Genomic DNA, 18,111 nt, shown 5'->3' on the forward strand with positions numbered 1-18,111 from the left:
GTGTGCGGTGGGGGGAATCACAGCGCAGCCCCGTGCCGGGTGCCCGCAGAAGGGACTGCTGACGGCGATGCAGATCCGGCTGACCGTCCTGGCGCCGCGCCCCGAACCGACGGGCCGCGCGGCCGCGTGCGACGTGCTGGTCACCGCGCCGGCCGGGACCGCGCTCGCCGAGGTGGCCTCGGGCCTGGCGGCGGCGGTCGCGGGCGGCGACGGTCCCGCGGTGCTGTACGCGGGCGCGGAGCGCCTCGACGCGCAGCGCTGCACGCTCGGCGAGCCCCCCTTGATCGACGGTGCCGTTCTCGCGCTGGGCTCTCCCGCCGACCCCGGCCCCGAGGTCGAGGGCGCCAAGGCCCAGCTGCACGTCGTCGCCGGGCCGGACGCGGGCGGCGTCCATCTGCTGCACGGCGGCAGGATCGACATCGGCCGCTCCGCGGACGCCGACGTCCCGCTGGACGACCCGGACGTGTCGCGGCTGCACTGCGCCGTGACGGTCGCCGCGGACGGCGGCGTCTCCATCACGGATCTGGGCTCCACGAACGGCACGACGGTGAACGGCGCGCGGATAGACCGCCGCCCGGTCCGCCTCGCGCCCGGGGCGCTGCTGCGCCTGGGCGAATCCGCCCTCCGCCTCGCACCGATGGGCGACGCGGCGCCCGCACTGCCGACGACGCCGGACGGCGAGGGCCACCTGCGGGTGCGGCGTGCCGCGGGGGCCGCGGCGGGCGGGGACGGGGGCGACGGCTTGCGCGCGGCGGGCGCGGGCAGCGGCGAAGGGCTGAGGGGGGCGGCTGCCCGGGGCAGCGGCCGTACGTCGGACCCATTCAAGTCGGACCCATTCAATGCGTCGGGTACGGCGCATGCGTCTGGTACGGCGCACGGGTCGGGCGTGGCCGGTGGGCAGGGGGCATTGGACGGCGCGTTCGACGCGGCGGGCATGCGAGACACGTCCAGCGCCTCTTCCGGTGCGGCCACGACAGGGGTCGCGGGCGCGTCAGGGGACTCCGGCATGCCAGGCGCCTTCGACGCCGCGCACGCGCGCGTGGCCGACGGGCCGCAACCGACACAGGTTCCCGCCGGGGGCCGGGGCGAGCCAGAGCCCTCAGGCGCGACGCACCATGCGTACGGGACAGGGACGCAGGACCGGGACACGGGTGCGGTCGACGGCCGGCAAGCCACGTACGGAGAGGGATCGGCCGGAGCCTGGACCGGCGCGGACGAACGGGGTGCGGCGGAGACCGACCACACTCGGCTTCCGTACTCGCAGGACGGGACAGGGAGCGACCTCGGCTCGGGCTCGCCGGGCGGCTCGGGCTCGCCGGGCGAAGGCGCCAGTCACGGCGCGTACCCGGCGGACCGGGCCGGGAGCGACCGCCGCGGTCGGAGCCAGGCCGCTCCCTATGAGTCCGATGCGGGCCTGGCTGCCCGGCGCGAGAGCGCCTTCGGGCGTACGGACAGCGAAACGGATCCGGACGCAGAGGCGCCGCCCGTCGTGCCCGGCCAGGTCGGGCCGCCCGACGAGCGCACGCGTAAGGGCACTCCCACCCGCGGCACGACGTTGCCGCGGGGCCCGCGCAGGCGCGGAGGGTTCACGGCCTGGGCCCGGCGGCTGGGGCGCGGCCGGGACGACCACGGCCGGGCCTCGGGCCGCGCTGACGAGACATTGCCGCAGCAGCGGACGCCCCTGGGCTCCTCCACACCCGAGCCCTGGCCCGACCCGGCCGCGCTGCTGCTCACGGCCCTCGGTCCCGGACCGCGGCTGTGGGAGCGCGAGCCGGACCATCCGGAGGCGCTGGTGGTGCGCCTGGGCACCGCCGACCGCCAGGCTCCGGGGGGCTCGGGCCTGCTGCCCGCGGTGCCTGTGACCGTCGGGCTGGGGGAGGCCGGTGCGCTCGGACTCGCGGGCCCGCGCGAGCGGCTGTCCGGGCTCGCCCGGTCCGTGATCGCGCAGTTGGCCGCGTTGCACTCGCCCGACGCGCTCGAGATCGTGCTGATCAGCACGGACCGGGCGCGCCCTGTGCAGGAGCGCACCGCCGAGTGGTCCTGGCTGGGCTGGCTCCCCCATCTGCGCCCCGGCCACGGCCAGGACTGCCGCCTGCTTCTCGCGTACGACCGCGAACAGGCCGCTGCCCGTACGGACGAACTCCTCCGCCGCCTGGACGAGCACCTGCGCGAACACAGGACTGCGGGTCCTCCGCTCGGTACCGGACGGCATTCGCGGAAGGACACGCCGTCCTGGACCGTCGGCAGGCAAGGCGGACTGGACGACGTGGGACGCGCGGACGGTGGCCATTCGGGCTGGACAGGCCATTCGGGCTCGTCGGGCGGCCACCGCCCGGACGAGGGCCCGTCGGCCTCATCGGCCTCATCGGCGGACGCATCGGGTCCCGAGGCGGGCGCCCGGCCCAGGCCTGATCACGACCCCGCAGCGGAGGTCCACGGCCGACGCGCCTCCACTGCCGACACCCGTCCGGGCGCCCCCGACGGATCCCGCCCCGGACACGAAGGCCACGCCGCCCACGACCGACCCGATGACTACGACGGACGCGGCCAGGCGTACGGGCACGACGCGAACGAGCAGGCCCGCCATGCGTACGGGCACGCCCCCCACCCGGACGGGCGCTCACCGCGCACCGACGGGCCCGGACACAACCACAGCGTCGCTGACGGACACGGCCACAGCGCGAGTGAGGGCGTGGCAGGCGGGCCTGCCGGTGAAGGGGCACGTCCCGGGCCGTACACCGTGGTCGTGGTGGACGGGGACCCGGGCTCCGCGGCCTTGCGCGAGGCCGTGACCCGGCTCGCCGAGCACGGTGCAGCCGCGGGGATCCACGTCGTGTGTCTCGCAGAGACCCCGGCGGCCTCGCCCGTCTCACCGCTGGCGGACACGTACGAGGCCGCGTGTGCCGAGTCCCCGGCCTTTCGCGCGTGCGGGGCCGTCGCCCTGCTGAGCGGCGACGTGGCCACAGCGCTGCGGCTGCTGCGCACGGTCCGCGGAGAGATCGCCGGGCACGGCACGGTGGCCGCGGTGGACGCGGTCTCGGCGGCCTGGATCGAGCGGTTCGCACGGGCGTTGGCGCCGTTGCGGATGGACGGCGCACCCGGCGGGCGGCACGCGCGCGTGTCCGCTCCGCTGCCCCAAGCGGCCCGGCTGCTGGACGAGTTGGGTCTCGCGCGGGCCACCCCCGCTTCGCTCCTGGCACGTTGGGCGGCCGCCGGCGACAGTCCGGAGGACCTCGGCGGCCGGGCCTGGGCCGTGCTGGGCGCCGGGCCGCGCGGGCCGGTGTGCGTGGACCTCGCGGCCGAGGGCCCGCACCTGCTGATCGACGGGCCGCCGGGCAGCGGCAGGACGGAACTGCTGCGCTCGGTCGCCGCGTCGCTGGCCGCAGCGGAGCGGCCCGACCGCCTCGGCCTCGTCCTGATCGACGGCCGCGACGCCGGCGGAGGAAGCGGCGGGCCCACCGCGGCGGGCAGCAGCGGTACGGGGGCCGCCGGGCGCGGCGACGGGCTGCGGGTCTGTACGGACCTGCCGCATGTCACGACGTATCTGAAGGCCAACGATCCCGTCCGTATGCGGGAGTTCGCACAGTCGCTGACGGCCGAGCTGAAGCGGCGGGCCGAGCTGCTGGGGCGGCTCGGCTTCGCCGAGTGGCACACGTCGCGCGAGGTGTCCGGCCGGATGGTCGCGCAGCGGTCGGCCACGGGGGTCCGGTCGCCGGGGCGGTCGGAGACCTCCGGCGGCGCACTGGCGTCGGGTGCGCAGCCCAGTACCCAGACGTCCGGTATCCAGTCCGGCACCCAGACGTCCGGTACGCCGGCGGGCTCGCAGGCGTCCGGCGATCTCGACACCCCGCCGAGCTCGACACTGCGCCTGCGTCCGGCAGGAGGCCGGGAGCGTCCGGATCCTGGGCCGCCGCTGCCCCGGCTCGTCGTGGTCGTGGACGACGTCGACGCGCTGCTGTCCCCGGCCCTCGGGTCGCCCGGGCGTCCCGCGGCCGGCTCGGTCGTACGTGCGCTGGAGGCCGTCGCGCGATACGGGGAGCGGCTCGGGGTGCATCTCGTGGCGGCCACCGGGGGCGGGGGGCGCCCGGCGGAGACGGAGCTCGGGCGGTCGGCGTCGCTGCGGATCGCGCTGGACGCACCGTCGGGCGGGGCCGAGGACCCGGCGCCCGGGCGCGGGATCCTGCGGACTGCCGAAGGACGGGCGACGCCGTTCCAGGCGGGCCGGGTCACCGGGCGCATCCCCCGGACCGGGACGCTGCGGCCCACCGTGGTGGCGCTGGACTGGGAGCGGATGGGCGATCCGCCGGCCCGGCGGCCCGTGCGGGAGCTGGGGAACGGGCCAACGGATCTGGCGTTGCTGGCGAGCGCGCTGGAGCGGGCGGCGCGGTCGGTCGAGGCCTCCGAGGTGCCCTCACTGCTGTGAGGTCACCTCACCCGTCACGTCTGCGTGGACATCACGACCCCGTCACGATCATCCGCTGGACAGCGCAGGCGCTCTTGCCGGGCCTGAGCGGGCAGGCGTAGACCAGAGCGCACGGGACAGGTCTCGCAAGCACTCGCGATGGAGCGAGGGAAGAGAACGGGGCAGTGATGCACAGCACTCTTCGACAGCGAAAGACGCACCGTACACATACGACAAACCGGGCCGCAAAGACCGCCGCAGCCGTCCTCGCGGGCGCGCTCGCGCTCACCCTCACCGCGTGCGGCGGTGACGACGGCAAGGACAAGGAGGGCACGGGCGGCTCCACCCAGGAGACGGGCGCCACCGTCACGCTTCCCAAGCTCGACGGCGAGAGCCTCGAGGTCTCTGCCGTATGGACCGGGCCGGAACAGGCCAACTTCAAGAAGGTGCTGGCCGAGTTCGAGAAGCGCACGGGCGCGAAGGTGACGTTCGTGCCCGCGCAGGACCCGATCATCAACTTCCTCGGTTCGAAGATCGCGGGTGGCGAGCCGCCGGACGTCGCGATGCTTCCGCAGGTCGGCGCCATCAAGCAGGCCGTCGACAAGAAGTGGGCGAAGCCGGTGGGCAAGGACGCCCAGGAGCAGCTCACGAAGAACTACTCACAGGGCTGGCAGGACCTCGGCAAGGTCGACGGCACGCAGTACGGCGTGTACTTCAAGGCCGCCAACAAGTCGCTGATCTGGTACAACACCACGGTCTTCGACAACGCGGGGGCGACGGAGCCGAAGACCTGGAAGGAGTTCCTGGACACCGCACAGACGATCTACGACTCCGGGGTCACGCCCGTGTCGGTCGGCGGCGCCGACGGATGGACGCTCACCGACTGGTTCGAGAACATCTACCTCTCGCAGGCGGGGCCGGAGAAGTACGACCAGTTGGCCCAGCACGAGATCAAGTGGACCGACCCCTCCGTGAAGGACGCGCTGACCACGCTCGGGGAGTTGTTCGGCAAGCAGGATTACATCGCGGGCGGCGCGGACGGCGCACTGCAGACGGAGTTCCCCCGCTCCGTCGAGCAGACGTTCACCGGCGGCGACCAGCCCAAGGCGGGCATGGTCTTCGAGGGCGACTTCGTCGGCATCAACATCACGCAGGCCAACGCGGAGATCGGCAAGGACGCCAAGGTGTTCCCGTTCCCGGCCGTCGGTACCGAGGCGCCCGTCGTCAGCGGCGGCGACGCGGCCGTCCTGCTGAAGGACTCCAAGGCCGGCCAGGCGCTGCTGACCTTCCTCGCCTCGCCCGACGCGGCGACGATCTGGGCGAAGGAGGGCGGCTACCTCTCCCCCAACAAGAGCGTCGACCTGGCCTCGTACCCGAACGATGTGCAGCGGGACATGGCCAAGGCGCTGATCGACGCGGGTGACGACTTCCGCTTCGACATGTCGGACCAGGCCCCGCAGGCGTTCGGCGGCACTCCGGGCGCGGGCGAGTGGAAGGCGCTGCAGGACTTCCTGAAGAACCCGAAGGACGTGGCGGGCACGCAGGCCACGCTGGAGGCGGACGCGGCGAAGGCGTACGGGGACTGACCCGGCGATGACGTCGTCGACGGCGGGAGGCGCGGCGAAGTCGCCGCCGCCTCCCGCACCCCGGAGTCGTAAGAGCGTGACGGGCACGCGCAGGACGGTGGCGGCACTCTTTCTGCTGCCCGCGCTGCTGCTGCTCGGTGCGCTCGTGGTCTACCCGATCGGGTACTCGCTGGTCCGCAGCTTCTTCGACCAGTCCGGCAGCAGCTTCGTCGGGATCGACAACTACAAGGCGCTGTTCACGACCGACGGCATCCGCACCGCCCTCAAGAACAACGTGATCTGGGTTGCGGTGGCCCCGGCCGTCGCGACGGCGCTCGGCTTGATCTTCGCGGTGCTCACCGAACGGGTCCGCTGGGGCACGGCGTTCAAGCTGGTCATCTTCATGCCGATGGCGATCTCGATGCTCGCGGCAGGCATCATCTTCCGGCTGGTGTACGAGCAGGATCCGGACCGCGGCTTCGCCAACGCCGTCTGGGTGGGGGTGCACGACACCTTCGCCGAGTCGTCCGCGTTCCCGAAGGCGCACCCGGGCGCGGAGTCGCCGCTGAAGGCGGCGGGCGGCGGCGCGTTCATCACGAAGGAGCCGGTACGGGCCGGTGAACCGGTGGTGCTGCCGCTGGTCGGTGTGGCGCCCGACCAGCTGCCCGACAGCGCGAAGCCGGCGAAGGCCCCGGCCGCCGAGCCGGGCAAGGTCACCGGCACCACCTGGCAGGACTTCACACGTGGCAAGGGCGTGGGCGAGCGCAACGGCGTCGACGCCTCCGAGCTGGGCTATCCCGGCATGAGGATCGAGGCGGTCAAGGACGGAAGGGTGGTGGACTCGACGCGGGCCGCGGCCGACGGCACGTTCACGCTGTCGTCGAAGGCCGACGGCTCACAACTCCGCCTGCCGGCATCCAACTTCCGGGAGCCGTACAACGGGATCGACTGGCTCGGTCCGAGCCTGATCACCCCGGCGGTCATCGGTTCGTACATCTGGATGTGGGCCGGGTTCGCGATGGTGCTGATCGCGGCGGGGCTGGCCGGAGTGCCGCGCGAACTCCTGGAGGCGGCACGGGTGGACGGCGCCACCGAATGGCAGGTGTTCAGAAGGATCACGGTGCCGCTGCTCGCGCCGGTACTCGCGGTCGTTCTCGTCACGCTGATGATCAACGTCCTGAAGATCTTCGACCTGGTGTTCATCATCCCGCCGGGTTCGTCGCAGGACGAGGCGAACGTGCTTGCGCTCCAGCTGTACCGCTCGGCGTTCAGCGACGACCAGCCCGGCATCGCGAGCGCCATCGCGGTGTTCCTGCTGCTGCTCGTCGTACCGGTGATGCTGTTCAACATCCGGCGGTTGCGGCGGGAGGTAAGGCGATGAGTTCGACCTCCTCAGAGGCGCGGCGGTCGCTCGGTTCGCGGATCGCGGAAGTCCTGAGCGGCGGCTTCGTCCGCGTCTTCCTGATCGTGGTGGGCCTCTTCTGGCTCGTGCCGACGATCGGGCTGCTGCTGTCCTCGCTGCGCACTCCGGCGGACATGAGCAGCAGCGGCTGGTGGAAGGTGCTCTCTCAACCGTCGCAGATCACGTTCGACAGCTATCAGCGGCTGCTGGAGAACGACACGATCACGGGCTCGCTGCTCAACACCATCTGGATCACGGTCCCGGCGACCCTGTTGGTCGTGGTGATCGGCTCGCTCGCGGGCTATGCCTTCGCCTGGATGGAGTTCCCGGGGCGGGACTGGTGGTTCCTGCTCGTGGTGGGGTTGCTGGTGGTACCGGTCCAGGTCGCGCTGCTGCCGATCGCCAAGCTCTTCGGCGACATCGGGATCTTCGGCTCGATCATCGGCGTGATCCTCTTCCATGTGGGATTCGGCTTGCCGTTCGCCGTGTTCCTGCTGCGGAACTTCTTCGCGGAGATCCCGCGGGAGCTGCTGGAGGCGGCGCGTCTGGACGGCGCGGGTGAACTCCGGCTGTTCGTAAGCGTCGTGATGCCGCTCGGCGGCCCCGCGATCGCCTCGCTCGGGATCTTCCAGTTCCTGTGGGTGTGGAACGACATGCTCGTCGCACTGATCTTCGCCGACTCCGGCAGCCAGCCGATCACGGTCGCCCTGCAGACGCAGGTACGGCAGTTCGGCAACAACATCGACGTGCTGGCGCCCGGCGCCTTCATTTCGATGGTGATTCCGCTGGCGGTGTTCTTCGCGTTCCAGAAGCAGTTTGTTTCGGGGGTTATGGCGGGGGCGGTGAAGTAACTCATCGTAAAAATGCTCGATGAGTAGGGGCGAGGTCACTTGCGGCGGGCCGTTAGAGGCCCGCCGCAAGTGTTGGCACCGTCACGGGCGTAGGCGCCAGCGACTGCCGCAGCCGAGTGCAGATCGCGCTTCTCGGCGGTGAAGTCCCAAGGTATGAAGTCCGATGCCGCGGCCCGCTTGCCGGGCCGGGTCAGCGACGGTCGGCGACGGCTCTTGCCTCCGGCCAGCCCGAGCTCGGCCATCAGCTTCGCGACGGTATTCACCGACAACCGCCAGCCCAGGCGCACCAGCTCGATGAACACCTTCGGCGAGCCGTAGGTGCCGCCCGAGCGGCGGAAGATCTCCTCGATCTCCTCAGCCAGGTGCTGCCGCCGCACCTCACGGGTGGTCAGCGGCCGGTCGCGCCACTTGTAGAACCACGACTCGGACACGCTCAGTGCCCGGCAGGCGATCCGATGCGGAACGTGCTGCTCGGCCTTGCAATCGCCGATCACCCTGACCACTTGGGCCGGATCCGGCCCAGCTACACCCACAAGGCCATGCAGCGCTTGAAGACATCACATTCCATCTCCAGCTCGCGGATGCGCTTGTCCTTCTCCCGGGCGGCCTCCGCCCGCAGCCGCTCCGACTCGGCCCGCTCACTCTCCCGCAGCCGGCCACTCGACGGCTCGGCCACCGGCCGGTCGGACGACGGCCATCCGTTGCGCCGTGCCCGCGACACCCAGCTGTGCAAGGGTGCCCGGATGCACGCCCCTCGTAGATGCGCTTCCTGGATGCCAAGACCCCCAACTACCCTGCCAGCCAAGGTCTCCACAGAAGGAGGGGGAACTGCACTCGGCCTCTCACTCCTCCACGGCTCCTATTGGCAGGGCAGTTGATTCAGGGCCGGTTGGCAAAGGACGAGGACTGCACCTCGGCGCGTGGCTTGCCCACGGCCAGGGGCACGGCACCATCGGCTGGTGGCTCGGGTCCAGGCCCGAGCGTGGCTCGGATGCCCGAGGCGACACCGAAGGCGAGGACCAGCCATCCGATGACGTTGGCCCCTTCAACCACGCTGGAGTACCAGGAGTCGGGGCCGACAAGGTCCGCGAACATTGCGTAGATGCCCGCGGCGAAGGACCCGACGACGAGGGCGTAGGCGATGCCTTCTCGCAGGCCGATGACGAACAGTCCGGCGGCGGGCCAGGCCAGGTACTGCGCGCCCGACGCAGTGCTGAGTAGTAGCAGGAGCCCCAGCGTGGTGGCGAGCGCGACGGATAGGGCAGCGGGACGCCGCCACACCAGCCATAGTCCGACGGCGGTACAGAAGAGGACGAAAAGAAAGTGGGTGTCCCCGCGCACGAAGGTGATCACGGATTCTGGCAGCCCGGCTGCTTGGGCGAACGCGGTCAGACCCCAGTACCTCTGGCCGCCTCCCGGGAACTCCAGGACCTTCTCCCTGAGCGGACCCGGTGCGGTCGCGATGACCGGCCCCCAGATTGCGAGGAACAGCGTGGCGAATGCGGCACCGAACCGGAGCAGCATCGTTCGTCCGCCCAGACGCCACGCTGCCAGGAAAAACAGCGGTACGGCCACGATCGGGGGGAGCTTGATGCTGATGGACATGGCGGCGGCGCAACCCGCCAGGACCGGGTTCGGACGGTCGACGAGCAGGTATGCTGCGGCGAACGCGAACATCACAGCGACCGAATCCGTGTTCCCGTGCCATCCGGAAGTGAGTGCAAGAACCGGGCAAAGCGCTGCGCCCAGGGCACAGAATGCGGCCGTACGTGTCCGGGCACGGTGCTGCACGATTTCGAATACGAGAATGCACGTAACGAAATCAGCGAAGCAGGCCGGAAATCTGATCAGCGTGCTGAACGGGAGCCCCCATCCGCTGATTTCGTGGAGCCCGAGAAGCATCCAGCCGGCCAGCGGCGGATGATTGTAGACGGGCAGGTGCCCGAGTGGCTGCTCGTAGATGCGAATGGGCCCACTTTTGGCGATGGCCTGCGAGAATGCCTCGAAGTACACCACATCGGGAGGTCCGAAGGTACTCGCCGCGAGGATCACCTTTGAGGCGAACGCCAAGGTCGCCGCAGCGACGACGACGATTCTGGCTCTTCCCAAGTCGTCGACGTGCGAGAGAATTCGATGGTTCATGGTCGCCTAATACTCCAGCTGCAGATCGTGATCTTCATGTCTGGGTTGCGGCTTGTTGCTGGTAGTGGCCGGTTTGAGATCTGGTCTGATGGCGGCGTCGCCAGTCGGACTAGTGGTTTCGGTGAGCCGTATCGTGGACGGGCCGGACGACGAGGGTGATGAACAACCGCTGGATTTCGTTGCATGTCAGCGGGACCAGGCCGGTGGGGCCGGGGTTGCGGGCGTGTTCCTCGGCCCGGACGACGGCGAGGAAGGCATGGGCGAGTATTGCCAGGGGTGGCCCAGCGGGTCCAGGACGTGAACCGTCGGACCTGGTGTTTCATCGAGTCCGGCCGGGCCGTTCTCGGACTGGAAGGTCTCTTCCACTCGCCACCTCTAGCCCGCCATAGCGGGTGTCTCATCGCAGACTGACAGGGAGGGGACGCGATGCGTGGAAGGCATCCGTCTCTGCTTGGCCAGCCTCCAGCACCTGGGCGCGCAGGACAGGCAGGCGCGCGTGGGCGGCCATCAGTGTTACAGCATTCCGCGCGCCGGAAATCCGTCGTAGGCCTGAACGACGTGCAGACGGCAGGCTGTACGGCATTCTCCGGCGGCCATGCAGGAACAGGACTGTGCCCGCCAGCACCGCGAAGAGAGGCGTGAGCGGGAAACGGAAGCGGTCCCACGGCGAGAACACCAGCCACAACGCCGTGTGGAAGATGATGAATCCGCCGATAAGCCACAGTTCCTTACTCAAGTACCGCCACATGACGACGGACCCGGCGATAGCCGCCGTCATGAGCAGCCAGTACACGAGATCCGCGGCTCGCTGCCAGCGGCGAGCGGTGTCCGCGGGCCAATCGCCATACGCACGCAGGGCCGAGAAGGGGGACTTATTGCTGCTGTAGAGCGCTTTGAGGCGCTTCGGAGCCAGGGCAACCAGCCTGCCTGGGTGACCCGACCAGTACGACAACGCGAGCCGGGTTCCGAGCCGATTGCGTGTGACTTCGTCGCGGGCCGTGATGAGCGGATTGTCGGCCGGGTTGTCGGACCACCAGTAGCCGGTATCGGTGCGGGTGCCCATGTAGAGGTTGACGCCACCATTGGTGGAGACAGGGACTGGCGAGTCAAGCACGGCGGTGTTCCGCGCCGTCCAGGGCGCGATGACAGCCAGCAGCGCCACAGAGAAAGCCGCAGTATGCGCTACGGCGCGACGTGGGCCACGACTGCGCAGCAATTCGATGGCAAGCAGTGCCGCCGGAAAGACCAGGAGCGTCGGACGTACCAGTGACGCCGCGCCCGCGATGGCGCCGGCCCCCGCATAGCGTGGCCAGCGGTCAGCACCGGCCAACAGAAACAGCATGGTGACCGTGAGCAACGTGAAAGCCTGCTCGGAACCGAGTTGGGAGTCCCATGCCCAGCCCGAGGGAAGCAGGGTGTACCCGAAGCCGCCGGCTACCGCCACACGCACGTTGTGCGTGAGGCGGTGAGCCAGCATCAGGACGACGACCGCCGTAGCCGTCGACAACAGGACCTGCAGAATCAGGCCGGTGATCACCGAGGGTCCAGTCAGGCGGAACAGCACGGACAAAATGAACGGCCAGCCCACCGGCCAGTACGCGGTGGGCGCACCGTCCCACAACCCGTAACCGCTGCCCTCTGCAAGGCGTGTGGCAGCATCGAAGTACCAGGCGTAGTCGCTGTACGGAGGAGGGTGGACCAGCGCCACCCATGTCCCGCGGATCGCGAGATTGGCCAAGACGACACCGACGGCACCCCACACCAGTGGCCGAGGCAACATCCGGTGGGTATCCCTCTTGATTGTCACGGGCGTTTCATCCAGGTCATTACTGCATGAACGGTCAGAGCGATTTCTGTTGATTCCGCGATGCTTCTTCCGGCGAGGATTCGGGTGCGCCGCTGATTGGCCGTCCCCGTGCGGCAAAGTCAGTACTCTCGCGGCGCCATGCTGGGGGCATCACCCGGGCATGAGAAGCTCCATCAAGTCCCCGGCCACCCGTTCCAGCGAGAAGGACTCAACTGCCTGAGTGCGGGCCGCCTCCCCGGCCGACCGCCATTCGTCCGGCCCCAGATCGGCGATGGCATCCGCCATAGCCTCCGGGCTGTCGTGGATCCACTTTCGGCCGTAGACCTCGTCTGCGCCCGGCCAGGGCAGCAGCGCCGGCACGGCGCGGGAAGCCATGCTCTCGGCCACGGCGACGTGGGAACCCTCGAGGTCGCTGGTGGACAGGACATGCCCGATGCGCCTCAACCAACTGGGCACGTCCGGACCGAAGGAGTCGAAGACGACGGCCCCCTCCAGCAGCGGCGAGGTCTGCACGCGGCGCAGTACCGCGTCGTAGTGGGCACGCTCCTCGGGCTCGCTCCAGACCCACGAAAACTGCCACGGCGGTTTGGACTTGACCGACAGGTGCCAGCGCCGGTCGCGGGCGCGTAGCTTCTCCAGGACGTCGAGGCCGAGGTCGAGGCGCTTGAGACGGGGCACCATGCCGATCATGCCGAGGCGAAAACGAGCGCCGGGCAGCTTGGGGCGGTCGAGTTGGGCGGTGTCGATCCAGTTTGGGACGACCGTGATCTTAGACTCGGGCCAGCCGGTGTACTCCCGGGTGCGGCGGGCATATTGCGGGCAGATGCACACCACCTGGTCGACTGCCTCGATGTTGACCTGCTTCGGCCAAGGCCGGGTCACCTCGAAGCGATGCAGCCGTACGACGAGTCGGCTGCCGCGCCGCTTGTGGTGGCTGTACCAAACGGCGGCCGGTCCGCACCACTCCACGAACACAACGTCGGCCCAGTCGGCGAGATCCTGGCTTACGGCCGGGTCGTGGCGGGCGATCGAAGACCAGGCATCGACACGTACGTCCAGGCCGGGCAGCGCACGGAAGTGGTCGATCAGGCGGGTCATGAACTTCAGGTCGTGGCCCGCGACACCGAGCCGCAGCGGCTGTTGGCGAGCGGCCACGGCAGGTGGCGCCGGGGGGAAAGCGCGGTCGAGGTGCGACCGCCATCGGTCCGCCGCAGCCTCCAGGGTGTACCGCCCGGCGGCCTCCCCGCAGCGTTTGGCCGCCAGCCGCCGGGCCTCGGGATCGCGCGCCGCGACCGCGATGGCGTCGGCGGCGTCGGCGAGCGTGGCGGCTCCCGGCACGTACAGCGGGTAGTCGGTGCCGAGCAGCGCCTCGTGCGCGGGCGTGCGGTTGAGGACAATGGGCAGACCGAGTACCCCGAACTCCAATAGTTTTGTGGAGAGTTCGAGGCTCGCGTCCAGGGACGAGTCCCGCCAGCCGAGGCCCAGGTCGCAGTCGGCGGCGATACGCATGGCCTCCTCGCGGGACTGTCCGCCGTGGTGGTGGACGCCGGGTGCGGCGCGCAGCGCCTGGGCCATCTCCGCCTTGAATTCAGGGTGGGCGCGGTCGTTGTGGATCTTATCGCCGACCGTGTGGAGTTCGGCGCGCACGCCTCGATCGTCAAGCAGGGACGGCAGTCGCGTCATAGGCAGGGTATTCCAGCGTGGCGCGAACTTTCCGGTGTAGACGAGGCGCAGCGGGTCGTGCGGCCTGTCGCGTTCCGGCAGGGGGAAGCCTGGCTCGGGCACGGCGGGCGGGCTGAGTACGCTCTTGCCGCACGCCTCCGGCACCCATGTCTCCAGGAAGCAGCGCAACTCCTCGGTCTGGCAGAGGAAGCGGCGGCAGGCTGTGGCGATGCGGGTAAGGTCACTACGGGCTGACTCGGTCATCTCGGCACCGGACTGCGGAATGTCGGTGAGATAGGCCCAGATCCGACCGTCGAAAGCGCCGTCCGCGACCACCTGAGTGACCACTGCCCGGCCGCGCACCACCAGCAGGTCGCAGGGCTCGTCCGCGTCCAGCCGGGCGAGCAGTTGCGAGGCCTGCTCAGGCGAAAGGGCGCGGTTCGGCCCCTTGCCCGGCACTAGCCCCTCCTCGAAGGGGCGCACCACGGTGACGCCCGGCAGCCCGCCCAGCGGTTCGATCAACCGTTCAGTGTGCACAGGTGCCTTGAGGACCAGCCGGGTCCGGCAGCCCGCCAGCGACAGCGCACGTACGGTCGATTGGGCCCACACGGCCGAGCCATCGATGATGTTGAGGTCGACCCCGTAGACAAGCGCGTTGAGCGTGCGGGTCATGCCATCTCCTTCCAGCGTACAGCGAATAGCCGGTACCCCTCGCGTGACCAGGTGTCCGCAGGGGCGTCGGCCAGATGCAGGGACCGACGTACCAGGGCCGGGCGCAGCTCCGGTACGAAGGCGTAGTCGTCGTCCGCGGGCGTGTGGCCCACCGCGTCCGCGCCCGAGTACTCCTGGGCGCACATCAGGTCGAGCAGCAGGGTGTCGGGGCGGTCCACGGACAGGTCGGTCCAGTCGGCGACCCACGGGGCGGTGGGCTCACCGGCGTGGACGGCGACGCCCGCGGCGGTGAGTTCGTCGAGCGCGGGTACCGCCTGGTCGGGTACGACCACCTCGGCCGGCCGGTGCATCTGGCCGAGCACCTGGTCGGTGAGGCGGGCGACGTCGGTCTCGGTCCGGGGTGCGGCCAGGACGGCGATGCGACGGCCGTCCAGGGGATTGGGGGATCCGGTCAGCCTGGCAAGCTGCGCCAGCCGTACCCGGATGCTGTTGTGCTGGAACGCCTCCCACAGCCCCGTTCTGCCCTCCTCCACAGGGTCCAGCCGGGACAGCCGTACGCCAGTGTCCGTATCGACGACGGCGTCCCAATCGAAATGAGCGAGCCCTGGGGCGCCGGTCGCCGGGGCGTCACGCCACAGCACGGCCTTGCGCCCCAGGGCACGAGCCTGGGTGATGAGTTGGGCCAGGTTGCTGTCGAGGTCGGGGACCAGTCCTGTACCCGTCAACGACCACGGGCCGGTGGCATCCGAACAGGCGCTCAGCTGGACGACGAGCGCGTCCGGGTTGGTGCGCTCCAAGAGCAGCAGTCCATCGTGCGGCAGCAGCCGGTTGACGACGGCTTCGGCCGCGAAGTCCTCGGCGGTGCCGTCGCTGAGCACACCCCCGATCACCAGTCGCTCGCGCGGCGCCGAGGAGAGGGCGCGATGAGCGAGGTAGAGCCGGCTGTCGGAAACGACTGCATCGGGTTCCCGCGCCGGTGGCACCGGGCGGTCCGTCATTCCGGGACCGCGGCCGCGCCACATCCTGTACAACTCCCCCGGCAGCCGCACCATCTCACGCCTGGGAGACCGAGCCGTCGCGACTAGCGCCCGGCCGACCTTCAGCGATGTCGAGGCCTCCAGCATGGCCACGCGCGCCTCCAGCAGCGCGACTCGGTCACGGGCGCCGCGCAACCTAGAGGCGAGTTGCGCCCTCTCGCGCGTCATGGCGGCCAGTTGCTCGGCCGTACCGTCGGAGCGGGCCCCATCAAGGGCGCGGGCGGTCTCCTCGGCCGTACACTCCTGGTCGAGCGTGCGGGCGCGCAGGGAACGGGAGACGAAGTCGGAGAAGACGCACTCGCCGGCCATCCGCAGCGCCGTGGCGAAACCGTCCGACGGTGCGGGGATGCCGAACCAATCGTGGAGCGGCAGGAGTTCCTCAGTGCAGGCGAACACCGCGCCCGCTTGCAGGTGCGTGTAACCGAGAACAGAAACGCGCAGCACCTGGCAGCGGTGCGTCACCAGGTGGTCGAGCAGCCGGTGATAAGTGAGTTCGGTTCCGCGGTGGCCGAAGAGAATCACGCCCCGGCCACCGGGGCGCATCCGTTCCAGTACGGCGAGGCAGGCCGCCTCGTCACCGTGCAGATTGGGATTAGGGCCGTAGGACATCACCACCAACTGGCCCGCATCGATGTCCTCTTCGTGGTGGCTCAACTCGACGCCCGGCGGCAGATGGAGATACCGCTCCAGGCGCGGACCGCGGCGCGCCGTGGCGTCCACGACCGTGGTGATGCCGTCCAGATGAGGGTGGAGCAGATCGATGATGCGCATCAGCGGATCCTCGTGAAAACGTGGAAGCCGACCGGGTTCTCGCGGAATCCGTATGGCTTGGACAGGGTGTGGTGCAGGCCGAGGGGTTGGAGCGCGCTGCGGTAGGCAGCCGTTGTGCGGTGCACGATGGAATCGCCGAGCGCGGTTCGCGCGTGTCCGTCCTCGTCGGACACGATCAGCCGACCGGTGACCCGCACGAGGGACGCGAGATTCCGCAGGCTGGCCGCCCACTGAGCGTCGTCCCTAACGTGGAGGAGGACGTCCACGCACAGCACCACGTCGTACAGCCAGGGGCTGCGCCAGCCGGTGAGCGAAGCTTCGGCGTAGCGGGGGCCGCCGCCTTTGGCGCGGGCGTGCGCGATGGCCTCGGAGCTGGTGTCGATGGCGTCTACGCGGTGACCGCAGCGCGAGAGTGCCCGGGCCAAGCGCCCTTCGCCGCAGCCCGCGTCGAGTACGAACAGCGGGGACGGCGGGTTCGAAAGGTCGCCGATCAGGGTGAGCAGGGTACCGAGCCGCAACGCGTAGAAGATCTCGTGGCCGGGACGGTCGAGGCCGATGTGCCCGCCTGCGGTGAGGTCGTCCTGCTCGCGGTGGCGGGTGTTCCAGTAGGCGCGGGTTCGGTCGTCAGCCGCGGTGGGGGCGCTCGTCGTGGTGCGGTCGTCCGTCGTGATCGGGTCAGCCATGGCTCTCCATCCACTGGGTGAGCACCCGGGCGATGCGGGGGCCGGCCTTTCCGTCCCACAATGGCGGGCCCTCGGCCGGGGCCGTCGCCGCGCCGGCCAGCACCTTGTCCAGCGCGGGTGCCAACTCCTCGTGTCGCACCAGGCGATTGGTGCCATGGGTGACGGTCACCGGGCGTTCGGTGGTGGTGCGCAGGGTCAGGCACGGAACGCCCAGCACGGTGGTCTCCTCCTGGACTCCTCCCGAGTCGGTGATCACGGCTGCGGCGCCCCGGACCAGACTCATGAACTCCACGTAGCCGAGCGGTTCGAGGAGATGGATGCCGGGCGCGTCCACGAGGCCCGCCGCACGCAGCGCCGCTCCGCCGCGCGGATGCAGCGGTACGGCGAGGTCGAGGTGGGCGGCGGCCTCGGTCAAGGCGCGGGCAGCGGCCCGCGCTGCCTCGGGGTCGTCGACATTGACTGGCCGGTGCAGCGTGACCACGCCGTAGCGCTCCGGCAGTCCGTGCGCGGCGCGGGCAGCCGCCGTGTCGAAGCGGTCCAGGTGGCCGAGCAGAGTGTCGATCATGGGGTTGCCGACGAAGTGGACGCGAGCGGGGTCGACCCCTTCACGGGCGAGATGGGCGACGGCCTCGGGGCTGGTGGCGAACAGCAACTCGGAGAGTTGGTCGACGAGGCGCCTGTTGACCTCCTCCGGCATCGTCATGTCGAAGCTGCGCAGGCCTGCCTCGACATGGGCCACCGGGATAGACAGCTTGGCGGCGACGAGGGCGGCGGCGAGCGTGGAGTTGACGTCCCCGTACACCACGACGACGGTGGGCACTCGGGCGGTCAGCTCGGCCTCCAGCGCCACCAGCAGGTCGGCGGTCTGCCGCGCTTGGCTACCGGAGCCGACGCCGAGGTCGATGTCCGGTTCGGGCAGGCCGAGTTGGCGGAAGAAGATGTCCGACAGGCGTACGTCGTAGTGCTGCCCCGTGTGGACGAGAACCTGGTCGCAGCCAGCAGAGCTCAGGGCGGCGATGACCGGTGCCGCCTTGACGAAGTTCGGCCGGGCGCCGACGACATGAAGTACGCGGCCGTTCATTTCCGTTGTTCTCCGCTCTGTCCGTCCTACTGTTGC

At 70.2% G+C, this 18,111-nt stretch carries 12 protein-coding genes and 1 pseudogene; 4 read left to right on the top strand and 9 right to left on the bottom strand.

All coding sequences use genetic code 11. From position 1 onward, the window contains the following. Positions 1-67: 67 nt before the first annotated feature. From H1D24_RS27695 to H1D24_RS27710, 4 genes are all read left to right on the top strand, one after another. The gene (locus H1D24_RS27695; protein ID WP_181660434.1) at positions 68-4,423 is read left to right on the top strand and encodes an FHA domain-containing protein; all 4,356 of its coding nucleotides are present in this window, start codon (positions 68-70) and stop codon (positions 4,421-4,423) included. 167 nt (positions 4,424-4,590) lie between these two features. Then, positions 4,591-5,988 carry an ABC transporter substrate-binding protein gene (locus H1D24_RS27700; protein ID WP_181660435.1) on the top strand — a complete coding sequence of 466 codons (1,398 nt, stop codon included), beginning with the start codon at positions 4,591-4,593 and terminating at the stop codon, positions 5,986-5,988. A gap of 7 nt (positions 5,989-5,995) precedes the next feature. Further along, positions 5,996-7,348 carry a carbohydrate ABC transporter permease gene (locus tag H1D24_RS27705; RefSeq protein WP_181660436.1) on the top strand — a complete coding sequence of 451 codons (1,353 nt, stop codon included), beginning with the start codon at positions 5,996-5,998 and terminating at the stop codon, positions 7,346-7,348. After that, entirely contained in the window at positions 7,345-8,220 is an 876-nt protein-coding gene (locus tag H1D24_RS27710) for a carbohydrate ABC transporter permease (RefSeq protein ID WP_181660437.1), read from the top strand. The genes H1D24_RS27705 and H1D24_RS27710 overlap by 4 nt, the downstream gene beginning before the upstream one ends. A 35-nt stretch (positions 8,221-8,255) precedes the next feature. Here the strand turns inward: H1D24_RS27710 and H1D24_RS27715 are convergent, their stop codons facing one another. From H1D24_RS27715 to wecB, 9 genes and pseudogenes are all read right to left on the bottom strand, one after another. Then, on the bottom strand, positions 8,256-8,714 hold the full coding sequence (locus H1D24_RS27715) for an IS3 family transposase (protein ID WP_181660438.1): 459 nt from the start codon (positions 8,712-8,714) through the stop codon (positions 8,256-8,258). 29 nt (positions 8,715-8,743) lie between these two features. Beyond that, positions 8,744-8,896, bottom strand: coding sequence for a hypothetical protein (locus tag H1D24_RS42670; protein ID WP_258564355.1), 153 nt, complete (start codon positions 8,894-8,896; stop codon positions 8,744-8,746). A 203-nt stretch (positions 8,897-9,099) separates the two neighbouring features. After that, complete coding sequence (locus H1D24_RS27725; RefSeq protein ID WP_181660439.1) at positions 9,100-10,362, bottom strand: glycosyltransferase family 39 protein; 1,263 nt, start codon at positions 10,360-10,362, stop codon at positions 9,100-9,102. A gap of 34 nt (positions 10,363-10,396) precedes the next feature. After that, positions 10,397-10,737 (bottom strand): annotated as a pseudogene (locus tag H1D24_RS42675) (IS701 family transposase); the annotation flags it as partial. A gap of 22 nt (positions 10,738-10,759) precedes the next feature. Next, entirely contained in the window at positions 10,760-12,169 is a 1,410-nt protein-coding gene (locus tag H1D24_RS27730) for a glycosyltransferase family 39 protein (protein ID WP_181660440.1), read from the bottom strand. Between the two features lie 150 nt (positions 12,170-12,319). Beyond that, a complete protein-coding gene (locus H1D24_RS27735; protein ID WP_181660441.1) occupies positions 12,320-14,503 on the bottom strand; it encodes a glycosyltransferase in 2,184 nt (727 codons plus the stop codon). Continuing rightward, on the bottom strand, positions 14,500-16,311 hold the full coding sequence (locus tag H1D24_RS27740; protein ID WP_181660442.1) for a hypothetical protein: 1,812 nt from the start codon (positions 16,309-16,311) through the stop codon (positions 14,500-14,502). The genes H1D24_RS27735 and H1D24_RS27740 overlap by 4 nt, the downstream gene beginning before the upstream one ends. After that, entirely contained in the window at positions 16,311-16,994 is a 684-nt protein-coding gene (locus tag H1D24_RS27745; RefSeq protein WP_181660443.1) for a class I SAM-dependent methyltransferase, read from the bottom strand. Before H1D24_RS27745 ends, H1D24_RS27740 begins: the two co-directional genes overlap by 1 nt. Beyond that, positions 16,987-18,075, bottom strand: a complete 1,089-nt coding sequence (gene wecB, locus H1D24_RS27750; protein WP_181660444.1) for a non-hydrolyzing UDP-N-acetylglucosamine 2-epimerase — start codon at positions 18,073-18,075, stop codon at positions 16,987-16,989. Before wecB ends, H1D24_RS27745 begins: the two co-directional genes overlap by 8 nt. Positions 18,076-18,111 lie beyond the last annotated feature (36 nt).

The sequence above is a fragment of the Streptomyces himalayensis subsp. himalayensis genome (assembly GCF_013778455.1).
In the GTDB taxonomy this organism is placed as follows: Bacteria; Actinomycetota; Actinomycetes; order Streptomycetales; family Streptomycetaceae; genus Streptomyces; species Streptomyces himalayensis.